The organism is Spirosoma humi (assembly GCF_054776575.1).
Genome location: NZ_BAAHBR010000015.1, coordinates 569908 through 587831 on the forward strand (window position 1 = coordinate 569908; position 17924 = coordinate 587831).

The window sequence follows — 17924 nt, forward strand, 5'->3', positions numbered from 1 at the left end:
AGGCGATCGCTGCTGACACACGGCTGTCAGTAGACCTACTTTACTTTGTGTGATTCAAAACAAAATCACATACCTCTATGAATTTTATCTCCGTTCGATTAATTACTGCGGATATTAAGCCCCTGGTTCGCTTCTATGAGCAGATCACAGGTCTACCCATGACCCAGTATACGGATGACTTCGCCGAATTACAGACGCCTTCGGCCACTTTAGCCATCGGCAGCACGCGTACCCTACAACTGTTCGGAGGAGACACCGTAGCCCAGGCTGGCCGTAATCAGTCCGCTATTATCGAATTTCGGGTAGATGATGTGGATATGGAGTATCAAAAGTTAGCCGACATTCTGGGCGAGAGGATCGTTCAGAAACCGACGACCATGCCCTGGGGTAACCGCTCCTTACTGTTCCGGGACCCGGATGGTAATCTGGTAAATTTCTTCACGCCGGTTACGGCTGAAGCCCTCAAAAAATTTGATAAATAGTGCTGCTGATTCTTGTATCCGTTTTTGTTAGAGGCCACTTTAATAAAACGGATACGAGAACGCTTCTTCGTCTCGATTAGGAGCCTATTGTGAGGAGCTATTCAGAACGTTCAACCTAATTTTTCACCTAAAGCCTTTTTCAGGCTATAACAGCATTAGATTTTGATCAGCCTCTGCCATTTCGCTCGCCTAGCTATGCTCATTCCAGCAGTGTAGCTCCGACCAGGGATGACCGTACTACCCTGTATTGGAATCCTCTTGTTACACTGACCGCTCATGAATCTCCCCTGACCTTTTCGTTCTATACGGCTGACCAAATAGGTACTTACCGCGTGGTCATTGAGGGTATCACCAACAATGGTCATCCCATTCATAGTGAAGCCGTGCTCACCGTAGAAAAACAATGAGTTAAAAGTCAAAACACAACGTATCGTTATTGGCTCACCAGGGTCAATACTGACTTTTTTGAGGATCAGTTTGCTAACTAATGTGGCGGTTGCAAAACTTGGCATGAACGCACCAATATCGTTCATGTCAAGTTTTGCCATTGTGGGGTAGACCGTAGCCACCGGCTTTCAACGAGCGCACAAAACGTCAGGCTAACTACTTGTCGGTTATCCATTTTATGAAAAGCCCAATTTATGAAGTTGACCCACCAGCGTAGTGCTTTCTACCTGTCTGATACATGTTTTTTAATATCCTCATAATAGACATAAGTATAATACAATATTTTTAATTAATTAAAAATATTAATTTTTTATTTCGACAATCGCCCAATTCCGGATATATTATTTTTGCGGAGCAATGGTACGCGTAGTTTAAAACAACCTGTGTATTGAGGATGAATAACTAGCCGATCATTCCCACCAGAACTTTATTAAAACAAGCTAGCTCGTTCTCCCATGCGATTAATTGAACCGAAAATTTTACCATACCAACATAAGCTGGCCTTCCCCATTGTGGCTACGGTCGCTCGGGCATACGCTTACGACAAAAGCAAATGATAACTTCTACTTACCAGGCTAGTAACAGACCTTACTCACTCATTCCTGTCCAATGAAACATCTTAGTAACAACCAATCAACCAACTCGATAAACGCATGTTAAGAAAACTATACCTCACTCAACTACGGCAAATAAGCATCCTAAATAGCCTGGCCCTATTTCTGGTTATAGCGCTGATGAGCCCGACGCTTGCTCATGACAGAACCATACACCTTACAAACCGACGAGATGCCAATCCGAATACTATTGCGACATTTCTTTATCCAATTACCGGACAAGTCTTCGACGATACAGGCTCTCCCCTACCCGGTGCAACAATTGTCTTAAAAGGAAGTGTATCGGTCGGGACAACAACCGACGGTGAAGGTCGATTCACCCTGAATGTTCCAGAAAACAGCACACCTGTCCTGATTATCTCCTCCATTGGCTATGCTACTCAGGAAGTAGCCGTGAATAACCGTACTACGCTGGAAATCCGTTTAGTCGTCGATGCCAAATCGCTGGGTGAAGTGGTGGTGATCGGCTATGGTACCCAGAAGAAAGCCGACCTGACCGGATCGGTAGCTGTCATTGACATTAAGGAACTCAATCAGCAACCGGCCGCCCAGATAACCGATCAGTTGCAGGGACGCGCTTCGGGGGTTACGATACAAACCTCCGGTCAGCCGGGCCAGGCGCCCCAGGTTCGTATTCGGGGTATCAATACGTTCGGTAATAACTCGCCCCTCTACGTCGTGGACGGCGTACCGACCTCGACGATCAATGACCTTAATCCGAATGATATTGCTTCGATGCAAGTATTAAAAGATGCTGGTGCCGCTTCGATATATGGGTCGAGGGCCGCTAATGGCGTAATCATTCTGACGACCAAACGGGGCAGCAAAAATGAAAAGGTTAAAGTTAGTTATGATGCCTATTATGGTTCGCAACGGGTCAGGCAAGGGAATGTCTGGAATATCCTGTCTCCGCAGGAGATGGCTGATCTCAAATGGGTAGCCCTAAAAAACACGAATCCCGGTGAGCCGATCAATGATGCCCAGTACGGAAACGGAGCAACACCTGTGCTCCCCAATTACATTGCACCCGCCGGCGCGCAAACAGTTGATGAAGCCTTGTATAATGTCAATCCAAATTACTCGAATCCGGACGATGTGAATGATTTCTACCGGATTGTAAAGGCGAATAAAGAAGGAACAGACTGGTTTCACGCCATCTTTAAACCGGCACCAATCACCAGCCATAATATTTCAGTAACGGGCGGCAGCGACCGGGGTAATTACCTGTTTTCGCTCAACTATTTCAATCAGCAGGGTACGCTGATCGATACGTATCTCAAACGCTATACGATTCGCTCCAACAGCCAGTATAACGTCAACGACCACATTCGGCTTGGCGAAAATCTGGCGTATTCAATCACGGATAACCCGCAAGTCTCGATCAACGACCCCGGCGGCACTATTGGTATGGCCTACCGGGCGCAACCGATTATTCCCGTGTATGATATTCGCGGCAACTATGCCGGTGGGTATGGCTCCGGTCTTGGCGATGCCTTTAATCCGGTTGCCATGCAGGCGAGGACGCTCAACAACCGGGGCTTGTCTAACCGGCTGTTCGGCAACGTATTCGCCGAAGTCGATTTCCTAAAGCACGTTACGGCCCGCACTAGCTTTGGTGGTGAATTTGCCTCGTCGAGTTTTCACTCGTTTTCCTATCCTCAGTACGAAAATTCGGAGAACTCAAAAACAAACTCATACAGTGAGAGCGCTACCAGCGGCAACAACTGGACCTGGACCAACACGGTTACGTACCGCAATACGTTCAAAAAAATGCATAACGTAACGGTAGTGGTGGGTACCGAAGCGTATAAAAACCGATACCGTGAAGTTGGCGGGACAACGCTGGGCTACTTCTCGTTCGACCCCAACTATGTCAATTTATCGACGGGCTCGGGTACCAAAAACAACTATAGCGACATTAGTCAGGATGCTCTGTTTTCCTATCTGGGTCGGTTAGATTACAATTTTAAGGAGCGGTACCTGTTGAGTGCGACACTCCGGCGCGATGGTTCGTCGCGGTTTTTAAATTACCAGTACGGCTGGTTTCCGGCGGTGAGTGCTGGCTGGCGTATTTCCGATGAGGCCTTCATGAAAGGTATTTTGTGGTTGAACGACCTGAAAATTCGGGGAGGCTATGGCATTATGGGTAACCAGCTCAACGTAGACCCAGCGAATGCTTTTACGACGTATGCCAGCAGCCGGGTGTCGTCCTATTACCCAATAACCGGCTCTAATTCGGTAATCAACGAGGGTTTTGAACGAAACCGAATCGGGAACCCGGATGCAAAATGGGAGAAAAACGTGAACTCCAATATTGGTCTCGACGCATCCTTATTCAAAGGAAAACTTCAGTTGTCCGTTGATTATTATCGCAAAGATATTCGCGACTTGCTCTATAATCCGGAGCGGCCCGGTACGACGGGACAGGGGGCCGTTCCGTTTATTAACATTGCGCGCATGAAAAACGATGGTCTCGATCTGTCTGCTACGACCGACCTCGACCTGACGCAGGATCTGAAATTGAATACAACGCTGACGTTTACTACGTACAATAATAAGATTCAAAGTATTTCGAACGATACCCCTTATTTCGACGAACAATCGCTCAACTTCAACGGCAGCTACGTTGTCCGTAACGCCGTCGGGCATGCACAAAGCCAGTTTTTTGGCTATCAGGTAGCCGGGTTCTGGAATTCGCAGGAAGAAATAAATGCCGCTAACACCAGCGTTCAACAAGCCTCCGGCGACCCGAATGCAACGTATCAAACTGACGTAGCGGTGGGTCGTTTCCGGTATGCCGATACGAACGGCGATGGCCAGATTACGGATGATGACCGCACATTTCTGGGTAATCCAAATCCTAAATTCAGTTACGGTCTGAACATAGGGGCAACATTTAAAAACTTCGATTTCAGTATCTTCCTATACGGCGTTTCGGGCAATAAAATCTGGAACAACTTGAAATGGTGGCATGACTTTTCCAGTTCATTTTATTCGGCTAAAAGCCACACCGCCCTATATGACTCCTGGACGCCCGATCACCACGATGCCAAAGCACCCATTCAGGAAACAGTCGGTTCGTTTAGCACGGCCAGTGTTCCGAACTCCTATTTTGTTGAAAATGGTGGGTATTTACGGGCCAGAAATGTTCAATTGGGCTACACGCTACCGGGTAGTCTGCTACAGAAACTGGGGGTAAGCCGGCTGCGGGTCTATGTACAGGCGGCCAATTTATTTACGATCACTAAATATTCTGGTATAGATCCAGAATTAACCGGTATCACAAACACCGCGAACAACAATACCAGCTTTGGTATCGATACCGGCGCTTATCCAAATCAGCGTCAATATCTGTTTGGTGTTAATCTTTCTTTTTAGTCGTCGCTCCAACTCATTCAACACGTGTATATGAAACGGTTCTCATACGCTTTCATCACGCTGACGACTTTGACCGTCAGCTTATTCTCTTACTCCTGTAAAGACGATTTTCTGAAACAACCCGCGCTGGGCGCGTTAAGTGATCAGGTTCTGACCGATGCAAAAGGTGTTGAAGCGTTGTTGATAGCCGCCTATGCGGCCCTGGATGGCCAGGCCAGCGATGCTACGGCTTTGGGTGGAGGTAATGCCTGGGAAGCCTCGCCCGACAACTGGATTTATGGCAGTCTGGCTGGTGGAGAAGCCCACAAAGGAAGTGATGGATCTGATCAGGCCAGTATCGATCCGATTGTCAAGTTCACCGCCGACCCCAGCAATGGTTTTTTCAACAGCAAATGGAAAGCCGTTTATGAGGGAGTGACGCGCGCCAATACGGTATTACGTATTTTAAAAGGCGTTACCGATTTAACGGATGCCGACCGGGCCAACATCGAAGCGCAGGCTCGCTTTCTGCGGGCGCATTATTACTTCGACCTAAAGAAAATGTTCAATAAGGTGCCCTGGATTGATGAAACAACGACCAATTTCAATCAGCCGAACACCGACGACATCTGGCCTAAAATCGAAGCCGATTTTCAGTACGCTTTTACCAATTTGCCGGAAACTCAGTCGGATGTTTCGCGGGCAAACAAATGGGCGGCCGGGGCTTACTTAGCGAAAACGTATCTGTATGAGCATAAATACACCCAGGCACAAACGCTCTTTACGCAGGTTATCACCCAGGGAAAAACAACGAATGGCCTTGCCTATGGGTTATTGCCTAAGTTTTTCGACAACTTTAATCCGGCAATGGAAAATGGTCCGGAATCGGTATTCGCTATTCAGAACGTGGCGAACGATGGCACCAACACCATTGCGAATGCCAATCAGGGTGATATGTTAAATTTCCCGTATAACGGACCCTTCAGCTGTTGTGGATTTTACCAGCCGACGCAGGATCTGGTTAATTCGTTCCGAACCGACGCTAACGGCTTACCCTATCTGGATGATTACAATTCACATCCGGTTAAAAATGATATGGGTCTCACTTCGGCTCAATCATTTACGCCGGATACGGGTCCGGTAGATCCACGCTTAGACTGGACGGTTGGTCGCAGGGGATTGCCCTACCTGGACTGGGGCATTCATCCGGGACAGGATTGGGTACGAGCGCAGAGCTATGGAGGCCCTTACGCACCCAAAAAGAATATTTACTGGCGAGCCACGCAGGCGCAGTATTCCGATCAGAATAGCTGGGCACCAGGTAGTGCGATTAACACCATGTTGATTCGCTTCTCGGATGTGCTTTTGATGGCTGCCGAAGCTGAAGCGCAGTTGGGTAACTTCAATAAAGCCCAGGAGTACGTAAATCTAGTACGCAAGCGGGCTGCCAACAAGGAAGGCTGGGTATACAAATACAGCAATGATGCCGATCCACTCGCTGGGTTTTCTTCGACACCGGCCGCCAATTATTCTGTTGCTCAGTACCCGGCGGGCACTTTTGCCGCCCAGGGCAAAGATTATGCCTTGAAGGCAATTTATCTGGAACGTAAACTCGAATTGGGTATGGAAGGGCACCGTTTCTTTGATTTGGTTCGCTGGGGTACTGCGGAGAAAACCCTGAATGCTTTCTTTCAGTATGAATCGACCATTACGACTGACGTCCGGGGCGGTAAATTTATTACGGGTACTAAAGATTATTACCCGATACCACAGCGTCAGATCGATCTAAGTGGTCCAGGAATACTTACGCAAAATCCGGGCTATTAAATGCTTTTAAGTTAATGATGTAGGCTATCGTCCGACATTGTCTGCTAGTTCAGGAAAAATCCAGTTGGTCCGACTAATGGTTACCATGTCGAGCCACTGGATTTTTTTTATTTTAGGTGACGTAGTGTTAGCCGCCAGATCTATACATGCAGGGCCCTGCGCCGAAGCGTCGGACCGCCGATGCGTCGGACCGCCGAAACGGCTGCTTTTACCTTTCGTTAACATTCTTTTACAAGCCCTCTCCCACACTTCAGCACAAGGACTTGTAGGTTTGCGGCCGACCGCTGTGGTTGATATCCTTACAAAAAGAGAAATGTCTAAACGAATACACGTATATGCTCTGTTGTTGCTGTTTGTTATGGGCACTGCCTGCAACGGCCCAGCCAAAAAAGAAAAGGGAATCGACCACCCCAAACTCATAAAAACCATAGGTTCCCCCAAGTATGGTAATGTTCAATGTGGTTTGCAGGACAAAGCCGGTAACCTCTGGTTTGGAACCACAGAAAATGGTCTTTATAAATATGACGGGAAGACGTTTACCCAATTTTTAGTGACTAATGGGCTAAACAGTAATGATATTTATTGCCTGTTGGAAGATAAAGATGGTAAAATCTGGGTAGGGACTAAAGTGGGACTTTGTCGTTACGATGGTAAAACATTTAGCACAATTCAGATTCCGTTACGAAAAAACCAGCCCCCCAACAAGAATCACTTATACGGCAATTTGCATTGGGTATTCAGTATCATGCAGGCAAAAAGTGGAAAACTATGGTTCGCAACCATTGATGGTGTTTATAGCTACGATGGCAAATCCTTTACTCCGTTTACCGTTAATGAAGGCGCAGGTGGCTTAGCGAGCAGTAACAATAACGTGGAGCATATTTTAGAGGACAAAGCAGGTAACATCTGGTTTGGTGGGCGCGGTAACGAAGGAGTGTATCGGTATGATGGGACATCGGTCATCAACATTAAACCACAGGAACTAAGTTACCCCAGGGATAGGGATTCGATTCGAATTGGTCAAAATTGGGCCTGGCCTCAGTTGCAAGACAAAAACGGGAATATTTGGTTCAGCAATTGGGGTGGGGCCTACCGCTATGATGGCAAATCATTCACAAGCTTTACGGCAAGCGATGGCTTGACGATTGGTGCTATTACGCGAATTATTGACGATAGGAACGGCAACCTTTGGTTTGGTGGTGCTGGTGGGCTTAGCCGTTACGATGGAAAGTCGTTCACTTGTTTTAATGATGGCCTAATCAATCCCTGGATTTGGGAAGTTTTGGACGATAAAACCGGAAAACTTTGGGTAGGTACGAGAGCAACAGGCCTCTACCTTTTCGATGAAAAAACATTTATCAACTATTCGGACTATAAAGGTAGAGAGGGTCAAAAATAAGGGGTGTAGCTGTTTCTCAAAACGCGCCATTTAAGAAGTAGATGCCTAAGACTCCTTCGTTTCAAGGTGAAGCGTTTTTCGAGAATGACCACATACGAGTATCTAGCCTGAGAGCATATCCTTTAGCTAATATGGTAATGGTTCAATAGACTTTTGCAACCGCAGTGGCGGACCGCAGCTATCTGTGTTATATTATTAAACTATTCCAAGATCAACTACCGCTTACGGCCCTGAAAACAGGCTGGATTGTAACTTGGAAAGGGCGGCCGCCACGCGGGAGAATAAAATCATGGAATATCTGTGGTTTGGCACTCTTTATTGCGAGTAAAGGACCACTAAAAACGGCTTCTGAGTTATTATAAGATTGACTATACAGTACAAAGACACGGGTTTCCAACTAGCGACCTGTTGATAAGGTCTTCTCTGAAAGAACACAACAATGTGGACACATCTTGTTAAGTCAATCCTGCTATTTGGCTGCGCTAGCCTCCCTTTAACTAGTGTCGCACAATCCGATTCAACCGCGTCTTTACTGAGAAAATCGCTGTGGCGAGCTGGTCTTTACAACTTTGTCAGACCTGGATTGAGCCACGAGTTGCGCATTACACGGAAAATATCGCTTAGTTCAGTGGCCAACTTACGTACTGATTACATTAGCCATAGTGAACAAAGTAGGCCTACCACTTGGTATCGATCACTCAGGGTTCAAGCTAGCTTAAGCGCCCGGTATTACTATAATCTAGACCGTCGTCTTAGAGCGGGCAAGAATGTACACTACAACAGTGGCAACTACCTGAGCGTAGGGGCTTACTATACTTCCCCTGTTGTTGCCCACTGGGGCGAAGAAAGTCTTTACCAGAGTACCTATCCTTTGGGATTAGGTAATAACGTCAATGTCCGGCTCCTGTGGGGTTTTCAACGACAGTTGCCTCCCAAGCGCTTTTACTACGACTTTTCGGCAGGTATCCAAGTCAATGCTAATAAGCCTAGTAGTCAATTACACGGTTCATTTACAGTTCAACTGGCCATTGGTTACTGCTTAACCAGATAAGTTTACCAGGTTACCATACTGATAACGGTTGTTGCAAAAGTCGGAACGGCTTTCAAATGTTCCGTTTGATCCCTTGTTTTTGGCATGAGCAGCAGCAGCTTATAGCCACCCCTTTACTGAGCTTCCAAATAGGCCCCAACCTGCGCACCTGGCTGACGTAGTGAAAATTATAGTAACTTAAGTTACGAGCACGATGAATTGCTCCATGACTAATTGACTTATGCTACTCACCTACCGCGAAATAGCCATTCGTGAACCTTACAGAGACTGTATTCAAAAGGTCTGGATTCTCGATAATCACCTCAACTCTGTTTCTTCGTCCCCCCAATACGCTTTACCCAACGGCTGCTGTACGCTGGCTTTCATCAGCGGCAACGGCATCTCGTTAACGTTCGCCGGTCATCCAATTCAGTTGGCGGCTGGAATTTACCTGTCCGGCCAAATGACCAAGAAGGTAGGCATCGTGATGAAACCTTATTCCAAGGCCATCATGGTACAATTAAAGCCTTGGGTGCCGTCGATGATTACCAACATTCCGGCAAACGAATTTACCGATGATGCGGTCAGCCTACAAGCGGTTAATAGCCCCCAATATGAAACGATGGCTGCTCTAAATGGGGTTAATGAGACCGTCCTTATAGACAAGGTGTGTGACACGTTTGCTAGTTGCTTACATCCCAACACCGACACTCATTTCATCCAATGGGCCTTTAACCACTTACAGAAGGGACTGGTTAACCAGGAGACGATTGCGGATATGGTTCGCCGGTCGGGATACTCCCAGCGCAGAATGGAGCAGCAGTTTAGGCGTCTGATTGGTCCCACCGCGAAAGAAATGCAGCGTATCCTTCAGCTCAGGCAAGTCATTAGTGAGCTGCACCATCGTGAACACACCACTACGTTAGGGGAGCTGGCCTATCGGCATGGCTACTACGACCAGGCCCATTTCATCCGGGCTTATCAGCGGGTGTTAGGCGAGTTGCCCTCCGCCTTTAGAGCTGATCACTACCTGCTACCGATTGCCCCACATTTCGATTTTTTACAATCGTAACCGGTTTTCGATGAGTACTTTTGGCCTAAACGAATCGTATGCGAAGCCAAAGAGTTATCATCCACTTAGTGTTCATGTTTAGTGCTACCCTGTCCATGACCTTTGGACAATCTCGGTTTGATACGTTGACCAGGGCCTTGCAGCAGGTCTACCAGAAGGACAGCTTACCGGGCCTATCCGTCGTATTAGTGAACGAGAAGAAAATTATCTATCAGCATAATTTTGGCTACGCCAATATCGGGCAGCAGATTAAGTACAGTACCAGGAGCATCCAACCTATTGGTTCGGTCAGTAAAACATTCGCGGCCGTCGCCTTGATGAAAGCGATTGAATTAGGCTATTTTGATTTAGATACCGATATCAACACCATCCTTCCGTTCAAGGTGGTCAATCCGAATGCGCCTACCAGCCCAATCACCGTGCGACAGTTAGCCAACCACACCTCCGGCATTGTTGACAATCCAGCTATCTTTTATGATACCTACCAATTTGACACCACACTGGCGGGATATAGTCCGGTGGCTTACGCCAAATTGAAAAAACTGGGTTTCAACCAGCAAATAAAAGACCGTTCACTAGCCCGTTTTATGTACGATTACCTTTGTGAGAAGGGGCAATATTACGGCAAACAAAACTTCGGCAGCGATGCCGCTGGTCGTTCATCCAGCTATAGCAATATTGGCTCCGCGCTGGCGGCCTATCTGGTGGAGATCAAATCGGGCATGAGCTATGCCGACTTTACCAGGCGATACATTTTCCGTCCACTTCACATGCGTCAAACAAGCTGGTTTCTGAATGCGAAGCGCTTAAAGCAGTATGCCCGCCCCTACGATGATAACTTTTCGGTTTTACCTTTCTATCATCTAATCACGTATCCAGACGGGGGCCTGCGCACCAATACGTCCGATCTAAGCAAGTATCTGATTGCCTTACTACAGGGTTACCAGGGCGAGGGGAAACTCTTGAAAAGAGCATCGTATACCCGGATGTTTACGCCCCAGTTTGCCAAAGAAGCCCCGCCCAAAGGTATCCGTTTAACCACCCGCAACAAGGGTATCTTTTGGAATCTGTACGTGAATGGGACGATTGGTCATGATGGAGATGATCCGGGGGTTAGCGCGTTTTTGTTTTTCAATCCAGCAACGGATTTGGGTGGTGTATTTCTGAGTAACAAATATGTAGTGGACAAAAAGTCAATTACGGATCTACTCATGCAATTTACCAGTGCACGTTGACCATAGGATGTGAGGTGCCTGACCGTAAGCTGAATCGGCATTCGTGCCTACTTCGCCAGATCGCTGTTATCAATGCCCACCCGGCTCTTGTTAATCCGATCCCGCAAGCCCCCAAAATTGTAGGTCAGGCTTAGGGAAATGGAGCGGAAGTAAAGCTGATGCTGGTAGCGTTGGCTAAAGCGGGGACCCTCCGTGGTATTGATCTGCGTGCGATAGGTAGTGAACGGGTTCTTGATCCCGCCCGACAGGCTTAGCTTATCCTTGAGCAGTTCTTTACTAAAATTAAAAGCGCTGTAGAAAAAGCCGTTCGTTTGGCCCTGTAAGCCCGTTGGACTGGCACTGGTCAGACTCAGGTCGGCGTTGAGTGCCCAGCCCTGCTTGAGACGAACTACGTTGGAAAGCGTGGCCGAATACATCAGCAGGTTATTGGTCACCGGCTGTCCGTCCACATCGCCCGCCAGCCACAGATACATGCCATTTCCGTTCAGGTTGGCTCGGTAGATTCCTTTTGAATAACCCAGATTCACATTCAGTCCCAAATTGCTCGAATGCCCCGTGTTAGCATAGGTTACCTGGGTGATCTGCGTCTGGGGATTGAAATGAACCACCTGTAAGTCCAGGTTATTCATAAAGCCGTAGTCGGCCATCACATTCACCGACAGCTTGTTGTTAAAGCCATAGCTCAGCTGAATGTCGTTCAACACCACCGGGCGCAGGCCAGGGTTACCCGTCACTTCATAACTGGGGTTCGACCGATCTACGTACGGGTTGAGCCGGTTGATGCCGGGACGACGAATCCGCTGCGAAAACCCCGCGGTCAGGCTGCCTTCATGGGGCATTGCCCGACTGATCGATACGGACGGCACCACGTTGAGGTAGTCCTGATCAGCAACCGTAGCACTCGTTACGAAGTTCGCCCGCATCAGCGTCCGTTCCAGCCGAAACCCCGCGTTGACTTGCCAGCGCTGGGTCGTGAGCTGATACGAGTTATAGGCACTCAGTACCGTCTGCGTGTTGGTATACTGATTGGCCAGCGCGGGCACGGAAACGAATTGATGGGCGGCCTCCTGAAACGAGCGGTAATCGTAGTCACTGCGATTGGTGCGGAAAATACTTTTCACCCCCAGCTCGGTAACGATTTTTTTGAGGCTCGTGCGGTAATCCACCTGAAACGTATGCTCCCCGAAGTGTTGCTGGTCTTCCTGCTGGTAGTCCGGTGTGTTGACATTCACTTTCTGGCCAAACAACACGTTTCCTGATCGCTCGGTCTGGTTGGTGCTGAACAAGTAGGATACCGTTAAGAGTCGATTCGTATGCGCTTTAAATCCGCGCTCGTAGTTCAGTCCCGCATCCAGGCCCGAACCGTTGCTCTGGTTTTCACTCCGCAAATCGTAGTATTGCTGCAAGCCCCCTGTACCGGCCAGTGAGGATTGTTGAGACATTCGGTTGGTCAGCCGACTCCCATTGTAGTTAACCTGAGCGGTCAGCAACGCCAGCGAATCCAGTTGATAGCTCAGTTCCGCGCTCCCGTAGGCCGTGCGGCTGTTGGCCGACTGAGTGCCCTGCTGCTGGAGCCAGGTGGGTGAGTCGCCCCGGCTAAAACGATCACTCGCTTCCTGGGTGGTCGGATTGATCAGCCAGTTGGCCCCGGCATTGGCCGATAAGCCAAACTTACCCGATTTCATGGTGAACGATGTACCCGCCCCCGGTCCGCCATTGGGAAAACTGCCCTGTCCGTTGATCGTCCCGTTGTAGCCTTCCTTAGTGCGTTTGGCGGTAATAATGTTGATGATACCCGTCAAGCCTTCGGCATCATACTTCGCCGGGGGCATGGTCAGCACCTCGATCCGCTCGATCGTCGAGGCCGGTATACTTTGCAGGACTGCCTTGAGGTTGTTTTCCAGACTAGGCGACGGTTTGCCATTGATGAGCACCCGAAAACTGGTACTCCCTTTCAGCAGAATATTATCGGCCCCGTCCAGCGACAGATAAGGCACTTTCCGCAGCATCGTCAGCACGCTATTGCTCTTGCTGTCGGGGTCTGCTTTCAGGTTATAGCTGATGCGGTCGGCTTGCCGCTCAATCAGGGGACGTACCCCGTTGACGGCTACTTCAGCCAACTGCTTCGACTGACTCACCAGACGAAACGGGTCCAGTTCAACGGATGTGCCGGTTAGCTGAACCTGCTTACCGACAGGCTGATAGCCCAGACTACTCACCTGCACCTGGTAGGTGGCGGGTTTGAGAGAGAGGAACGAAAATGTCCCGTCTTCCTGGGTAACCAGCATACGCTCGCTTTCGCCCCCCTGCAAGGCAACCGTGGCAAAGGGCAGGGGGCTGTTGGTGAGCGAGTCGATAACGCGGCCTTTGAGCGAGAGGGGCGCTGGTAGGGTTTGCCCGGTGGCCAGATGCCCGACAAACGCAATCAAGAGCAGGAGAAGTGGGCGGAGTACAAAACGTAACGTCATGGTTGTGCGTGATAAATGGTGAATTTTGGGCATAGCAATCCCTGAGGACTAGCTATCCTTGTTTTTTTACAGTAGGTGGAATCGCGATAAGCGCCAGGGGAGCAATCAGACGGGGGGCTGATTCTTGTTTTTAATCAGCACGTGGTAGAGCAGGAAACCACTCGCCGTGAACACCATCTCCAATCCATACGGTAAGGGCGACTCATCGGCGGAGAACGGGACAAACTCCAGCACGATCAGGCCCAGGCCGGAGGTCAGCAAAATAAGTCCCCATTTCAGGGCTTCGTCTTCGGAGCTAGCCAGTTGCGCCAGCACTTTCAGGCTTATTTCGTCGAGGTTCCCCGACTCAATGATTCGCTTTTTCAGACGGTGTTTCAGCAGGGCCAGAATAAAGATGGCGACCAGGACTAAAAAGAGAATGACGATAAAAAAAGGCAGGAGTTGTTTCATGGCTCGTTAGCAGATGTTGTTTGGCTGCCCAGCGGCAGTGGGTCCGTTTGGTTGACTTTGTTGCCTGATCCCCAATCGTTGATCAGTGGGTTTTGCTCAAGTAGTCAACGCGAGAACCGACTCGGTTGCAGATCAGCCAAAAAAAAATAAAACAAATGAATTAGTCACGGACCAATCTATTGACGGTCAAGCATTTGCCCTGTAAATTAATACGGACAGGCTCAGGAAACTATCGGTTTGATTGGTGCAGACTTAGTAGCCCGGCCGTGGCTGATGAAAAAATTTACGCTCTTTTGCAACCGCCCGCCGGTAAGCCTTGACTACTGATTATGGTTGATGAAAGAGACTTAGTAGCCCGGGTGCTGCGCCCCGATTACAACGCTTTTGAAGAACTGGTCAACCAGTATCAACAGTTAGTCTTGTACGTGGTTTTTCGGCTGGCTAAAAATCAGCAGGATCGGGAAGATATTTGCCAGGAGGTATTCATTAAAGTGCATAAAAATCTGCACCGCTTCGCCTTTGAGTCGAAACTATCGACCTGGATTGCCACCATTGCCTACCAGACGGCCATCAATTACATCAAGAAATACAGGCGCGAACCAGTACCCGATAAGCCTCCTGAACTCGATTCATTTTACTTTACCGAGGAGACGCCCGAACAACTGCTCAGCATCCAAGATGAACGGGCGTATTTACATCAACTCATTTTACAGATGCCCCTGCACTATCGAACGGTTCTGACGTTATACCATCTGAACGAGTTTTCGTTAGCCGAGATTCAGGGCATCACCGGCATCCCGGAGGGTACGCTGAAGAGTTACTTATTTCGGGCGCGCCAGTTGCTAAAAACTAAACTCAGTCAACACCGCTAATTCTATTTCAGTATGGACGATACACGCGATCAATCGCTTCAGGAGTGGCTCGACGGAGCACCCGACTCGCCTTCCCCCGCGACCTCCTCCGATGAGCAAGCCGACCTGTTGGCCTACCAGGCTTTATTTAGCCAACTACGCACTCCTCCGCCTACGGTGGGCTTGCCCTACGGCTTTGCCCGCCGGGTTCGTCAACAGGTTGAACAGCGGGCTCATCGGCGGAGTGATGTTCGTTTTCACCTTTTCTGTGCAGCCCTGTTTCTGGTATCGGTGCTGGGTGGGTATAGCTTACTGGTCTTCGTGGATGCTGAATTGGCCCGGCAGACTAAGCTGGTTGTCATCCAGCACAGTGGGTCATTACTCGTAGGGGTGGGTCTGTTTTTAGGGATACAGCTAACGAATCCCCAGTGGATGCGCCAGCAAGTCAATGCCTGGAGTCGCTAGCCACTTGACCGACTTGTTTTAAGTCAAGGAGAGGCCGAAACCTGGGGTGAAGTAGCTATCTCAACGGACACCCGTTTTAAAAGACAAGGATTCTAAAGCGTACGTTACTGATTACGCCGGACAAATCATTAAGAAATCAGTGTCTATGTGCCAAATAGATCGAACCGTTAGGTGGCTAGCCAATCATACACTTACCAAGCTACTACCTCGTCAACACTCAACTTTGCCAGCGCTTTTTACCATTTGGTAAATCAAGGTTGGAGGCTACAAGAGACCTTTGTGGCCTACTAATCAACTTGTCATGTTTGCCATTCTAGGAATAACCGGCCAGGTAGGGGGAGCAACCGCTCGCGCCTTGCTAACTGCGGGTCAGCCCGTCCGAGCCGTGCTGCGTAACCCCCTCAAAGCGAAGGAGTGGACCGCACAAGGGGCCCAAGTTGCCCTGGCCGATCTACACGATTCAACCGCCCTACAAGCCGCCTTCGCCGACGTTGCCGGTGCCTTTGTGGCCACCCCACCCCTAGTGTCCGTTGAAGACCCCCTAGGCGAGAATCGACTTATGGTAACCGCCCTCTCCACCGCTCTACTAGCCGCAGGTGTCCCTAAAGTCGTTTATCTCTCCTCCGTCGGCGCCCAACACGACCGGGGCTTGGGCGCCATTGGTAAGCTGCACGACATGGAGCAGGCCTTCAACCAACTCCCCCTGCCCACAGCGGCTATTCGGGCAGCCTGGTTCATGGAAAATTTTCAAGCCTTACTGGAGCCCGCCCGCCAAAGCGGCCAGGTGGTAAGCCTACTCCAGCCAACGGACCGGCCGATTCCCATGGTTGCCACTCAAGATATTGGCCAATTGGCCGCTACTACGTTGCGGGAAAGCTGGACCGGTCCACGTGTGTTGGAACTGGGTGGGCCCTGCTCCTACTCACCCGATGATGTGACGGCTTGCTTAAGCTATTTACTAAATCGGCCCCTACGCACGGTCGTTGTACCGGCCGCCAACCATCCTGACATCTACCGCTCGTGGGGCATGAGTGCGGCTGCAGCCACCCTGATGACTGAGATGATTGCGGGCTTCAACCGCGGTTGGATTGACTTCGCCCATGTGGGCACCGAATCTCATGCCGGGCGTACCCTGCTGGAAGACGCCTTACGGCAATTCGTGGTTACAGGGTCACGCTAATTAATTCCCTTTTTGCCCCTCCTTACCAACATCCCAAATGGCTTAGGATCGCTATAGTGAACCACCGATTAAGGAGCGTGGTTGAGGCCTGAAGTTGCTGAAAAGTGGCCCGGCAAGCCGTTCAGATTGCTGGCATCAATTGATCGGTGTGGTCAAAACAACGTTCATTCTGATTGGTTTAGTGACTACCTTATCTGTGGAAAAGTCGATTCGATAGCCCTGCCATGCTTACGACCCAGCCTTTCATTGAGTACTTACGGCTCTTTCAGGCTATTTCAGTAGCGGATGAGGCCCTATTGGCTCAGGCATTACGTTACCAAGCACTGCCGGAAAACCAAATCCTGGTGCAGCCAGGGCAAGTATGCCAGGAGCTATTCTTCATTGTCAACGGGGTGTTGCGCATTGTGGGCCAGCACGAAGACGGTTCCCAAACAACGTACTTCTTTTTAAAGACTAATCAACTTTGCACGATTCTCGATAGCTTTACCAACCAGGTTCCGGCAACAGAAGGGATCCAGACGGCTTGTTCCACCGAACTGCTGGTCCTGCCGCGTGGTCGTTTATTGACCCTGTACACGCAACTACCCTATTTACAGGCCCTTATTGAGGGGATCACCCAGCGCACCTTATTAGAAAAGATTCAACTACGCCATCAGTACCTGGGCGAAGGGGCGGTAGCTCGCTACCAGAAGTTTCTGTTGCTCCAGGCGGAAGTCGCCCTGCGGGTGTCCCAGCGGGATGTAGCCTCTTATTTGGGCATTACTCAGCAGTCCTTAAGTCGCATTCGCCGGCAGATCAAAGGTTAACTCCCTTTAAGGTTAGCGAACATACCCTCTATCTTAAACGTTGAAAATTTCGCTGCTACAGGTCCTAAGTGATAACTTCTTGGTACTGCTCGAAAAAACGGTATCACCGTTTCCATCAATAAAGGTAGTTGGCACTGTTTCTTGCGTACCTGTGGTGGTGCTCCTGGTTAAAGAAAGTGACATTATGTTTTAGTTTATGATCGGGCTTCTTCTTGGAAGAAGAAGCCCGATACGAAGAATT

General features: G+C 49.3%; 13 protein-coding genes. 10 read left to right on the forward strand and 3 right to left on the reverse strand.

The features are described from left to right. Positions 1-77 precede the first annotated feature (77 nt). Positions 78-482 carry a VOC family protein gene (locus tag ACYU8Y_RS18695; protein ID WP_460939580.1) on the forward strand — a complete coding sequence of 135 codons (405 nt, stop codon included), beginning with the start codon at positions 78-80 and terminating at the stop codon, positions 480-482. A 155-nt stretch (positions 483-637) separates the two neighbouring features. On the opposite strand, the gene ACYU8Y_RS18700 is transcribed toward ACYU8Y_RS18695, so the two are convergent. Further along, the gene (locus tag ACYU8Y_RS18700) at positions 638-1030 is read right to left on the reverse strand and encodes a hypothetical protein (RefSeq protein ID WP_460939581.1); all 393 of its coding nucleotides are present in this window, start codon (positions 1028-1030) and stop codon (positions 638-640) included. A gap of 552 nt (positions 1031-1582) precedes the next feature. Between ACYU8Y_RS18700 and ACYU8Y_RS18705 the strand changes: the two genes are divergently transcribed. The 5 genes from ACYU8Y_RS18705 to ACYU8Y_RS18725 all read left to right on the forward strand — a co-directional run bounded on the left by ACYU8Y_RS18705 (position 1583) and on the right by ACYU8Y_RS18725 (position 11463). Further along, the gene (locus tag ACYU8Y_RS18705) at positions 1583-4921 is read left to right on the forward strand and encodes a SusC/RagA family TonB-linked outer membrane protein (protein ID WP_460939582.1); all 3339 of its coding nucleotides are present in this window, start codon (positions 1583-1585) and stop codon (positions 4919-4921) included. A gap of 30 nt (positions 4922-4951) precedes the next feature. Continuing rightward, complete coding sequence (locus ACYU8Y_RS18710) at positions 4952-6727, forward strand: RagB/SusD family nutrient uptake outer membrane protein (protein ID WP_460939584.1); 1776 nt, start codon at positions 4952-4954, stop codon at positions 6725-6727. A 313-nt stretch (positions 6728-7040) separates the two neighbouring features. Beyond that, positions 7041-8126, forward strand: coding sequence for a ligand-binding sensor domain-containing protein (locus ACYU8Y_RS18715; RefSeq protein WP_460939585.1), 1086 nt, complete (start codon positions 7041-7043; stop codon positions 8124-8126). Between the two features lie 1271 nt (positions 8127-9397). Beyond that, positions 9398-10228, forward strand: a complete 831-nt coding sequence (locus ACYU8Y_RS18720; RefSeq protein ID WP_460939586.1) for a helix-turn-helix domain-containing protein — start codon at positions 9398-9400, stop codon at positions 10226-10228. 74 nt (positions 10229-10302) lie between these two features. Next, positions 10303-11463, forward strand: a complete 1161-nt coding sequence (locus tag ACYU8Y_RS18725; RefSeq protein WP_460939587.1) for a serine hydrolase domain-containing protein — start codon at positions 10303-10305, stop codon at positions 11461-11463. Between the two features lie 47 nt (positions 11464-11510). On the opposite strand, the gene ACYU8Y_RS18730 is transcribed toward ACYU8Y_RS18725, so the two are convergent. Next, positions 11511-13931 carry a TonB-dependent receptor gene (locus ACYU8Y_RS18730; RefSeq protein WP_460939588.1) on the reverse strand — a complete coding sequence of 807 codons (2421 nt, stop codon included), beginning with the start codon at positions 13929-13931 and terminating at the stop codon, positions 11511-11513. 105 nt (positions 13932-14036) lie between these two features. After that, a complete protein-coding gene (locus ACYU8Y_RS18735; protein WP_460939589.1) occupies positions 14037-14381 on the reverse strand; it encodes a hypothetical protein in 345 nt (114 codons plus the stop codon). 329 nt (positions 14382-14710) lie between these two features. On the opposite strand from ACYU8Y_RS18735, the gene ACYU8Y_RS18740 reads away from it, so the two are divergent. The 4 genes from ACYU8Y_RS18740 to ACYU8Y_RS18755 all read left to right on the forward strand — a co-directional run bounded on the left by ACYU8Y_RS18740 (position 14711) and on the right by ACYU8Y_RS18755 (position 17683). Next, the gene (locus tag ACYU8Y_RS18740) at positions 14711-15253 is read left to right on the forward strand and encodes an RNA polymerase sigma factor (protein WP_460939590.1); all 543 of its coding nucleotides are present in this window, start codon (positions 14711-14713) and stop codon (positions 15251-15253) included. A gap of 12 nt (positions 15254-15265) precedes the next feature. Beyond that, positions 15266-15697 (forward strand): hypothetical protein, encoded by a 432-nt coding sequence (locus tag ACYU8Y_RS18745; protein WP_460939591.1) that lies wholly within the window; start codon positions 15266-15268, stop codon positions 15695-15697. A gap of 301 nt (positions 15698-15998) precedes the next feature. Continuing rightward, a complete protein-coding gene (locus tag ACYU8Y_RS18750; protein ID WP_460939592.1) occupies positions 15999-16877 on the forward strand; it encodes an NmrA family NAD(P)-binding protein in 879 nt (292 codons plus the stop codon). A gap of 224 nt (positions 16878-17101) precedes the next feature. After that, positions 17102-17683: a Crp/Fnr family transcriptional regulator gene (locus ACYU8Y_RS18755; protein WP_460939593.1), complete on the forward strand. Its 582-nt coding sequence runs from the start codon at positions 17102-17104 to the stop codon at positions 17681-17683. Positions 17684-17924: the final 241 nt, after the last annotated feature.

What these genes read in the sequence shown, in the direction of transcription:
- ACYU8Y_RS18735 (WP_460939589.1), bottom strand. Translation starts at nt 14,381, where the DNA reads ATGAAACAACTCCTGCCTTTTTTTATCGTCATTCTCTTTTTAGTCCTG.
- ACYU8Y_RS18715 (WP_460939585.1), top strand. Translation starts at nt 7,041, where the DNA reads ATGTCTAAACGAATACACGTATATGCTCTGTTGTTGCTGTTTGTTATG.
- ACYU8Y_RS18745 (WP_460939591.1), top strand. Translation starts at nt 15,266, where the DNA reads ATGGACGATACACGCGATCAATCGCTTCAGGAGTGGCTCGACGGAGCA.
- ACYU8Y_RS18700 (WP_460939581.1), bottom strand. Translation starts at nt 1,030, where the DNA reads ATGGCAAAACTTGACATGAACGATATTGGTGCGTTCATGCCAAGTTTT.
- ACYU8Y_RS18740 (WP_460939590.1), top strand. Translation starts at nt 14,711, where the DNA reads ATGGTTGATGAAAGAGACTTAGTAGCCCGGGTGCTGCGCCCCGATTAC.
- ACYU8Y_RS18710 (WP_460939584.1), top strand. Translation starts at nt 4,952, where the DNA reads ATGAAACGGTTCTCATACGCTTTCATCACGCTGACGACTTTGACCGTC.
- ACYU8Y_RS18730 (WP_460939588.1), bottom strand. Translation starts at nt 13,931, where the DNA reads ATGACGTTACGTTTTGTACTCCGCCCACTTCTCCTGCTCTTGATTGCG.
- ACYU8Y_RS18750 (WP_460939592.1), top strand. Translation starts at nt 15,999, where the DNA reads ATGTTTGCCATTCTAGGAATAACCGGCCAGGTAGGGGGAGCAACCGCT.
- ACYU8Y_RS18725 (WP_460939587.1), top strand. Translation starts at nt 10,303, where the DNA reads ATGTTTAGTGCTACCCTGTCCATGACCTTTGGACAATCTCGGTTTGAT.
- ACYU8Y_RS18720 (WP_460939586.1), top strand. Translation starts at nt 9,398, where the DNA reads ATGCTACTCACCTACCGCGAAATAGCCATTCGTGAACCTTACAGAGAC.
- ACYU8Y_RS18695 (WP_460939580.1), top strand. Translation starts at nt 78, where the DNA reads ATGAATTTTATCTCCGTTCGATTAATTACTGCGGATATTAAGCCCCTG.
- ACYU8Y_RS18755 (WP_460939593.1), top strand. Translation starts at nt 17,102, where the DNA reads ATGCTTACGACCCAGCCTTTCATTGAGTACTTACGGCTCTTTCAGGCT.
- ACYU8Y_RS18705 (WP_460939582.1), top strand. Translation starts at nt 1,583, where the DNA reads ATGTTAAGAAAACTATACCTCACTCAACTACGGCAAATAAGCATCCTA.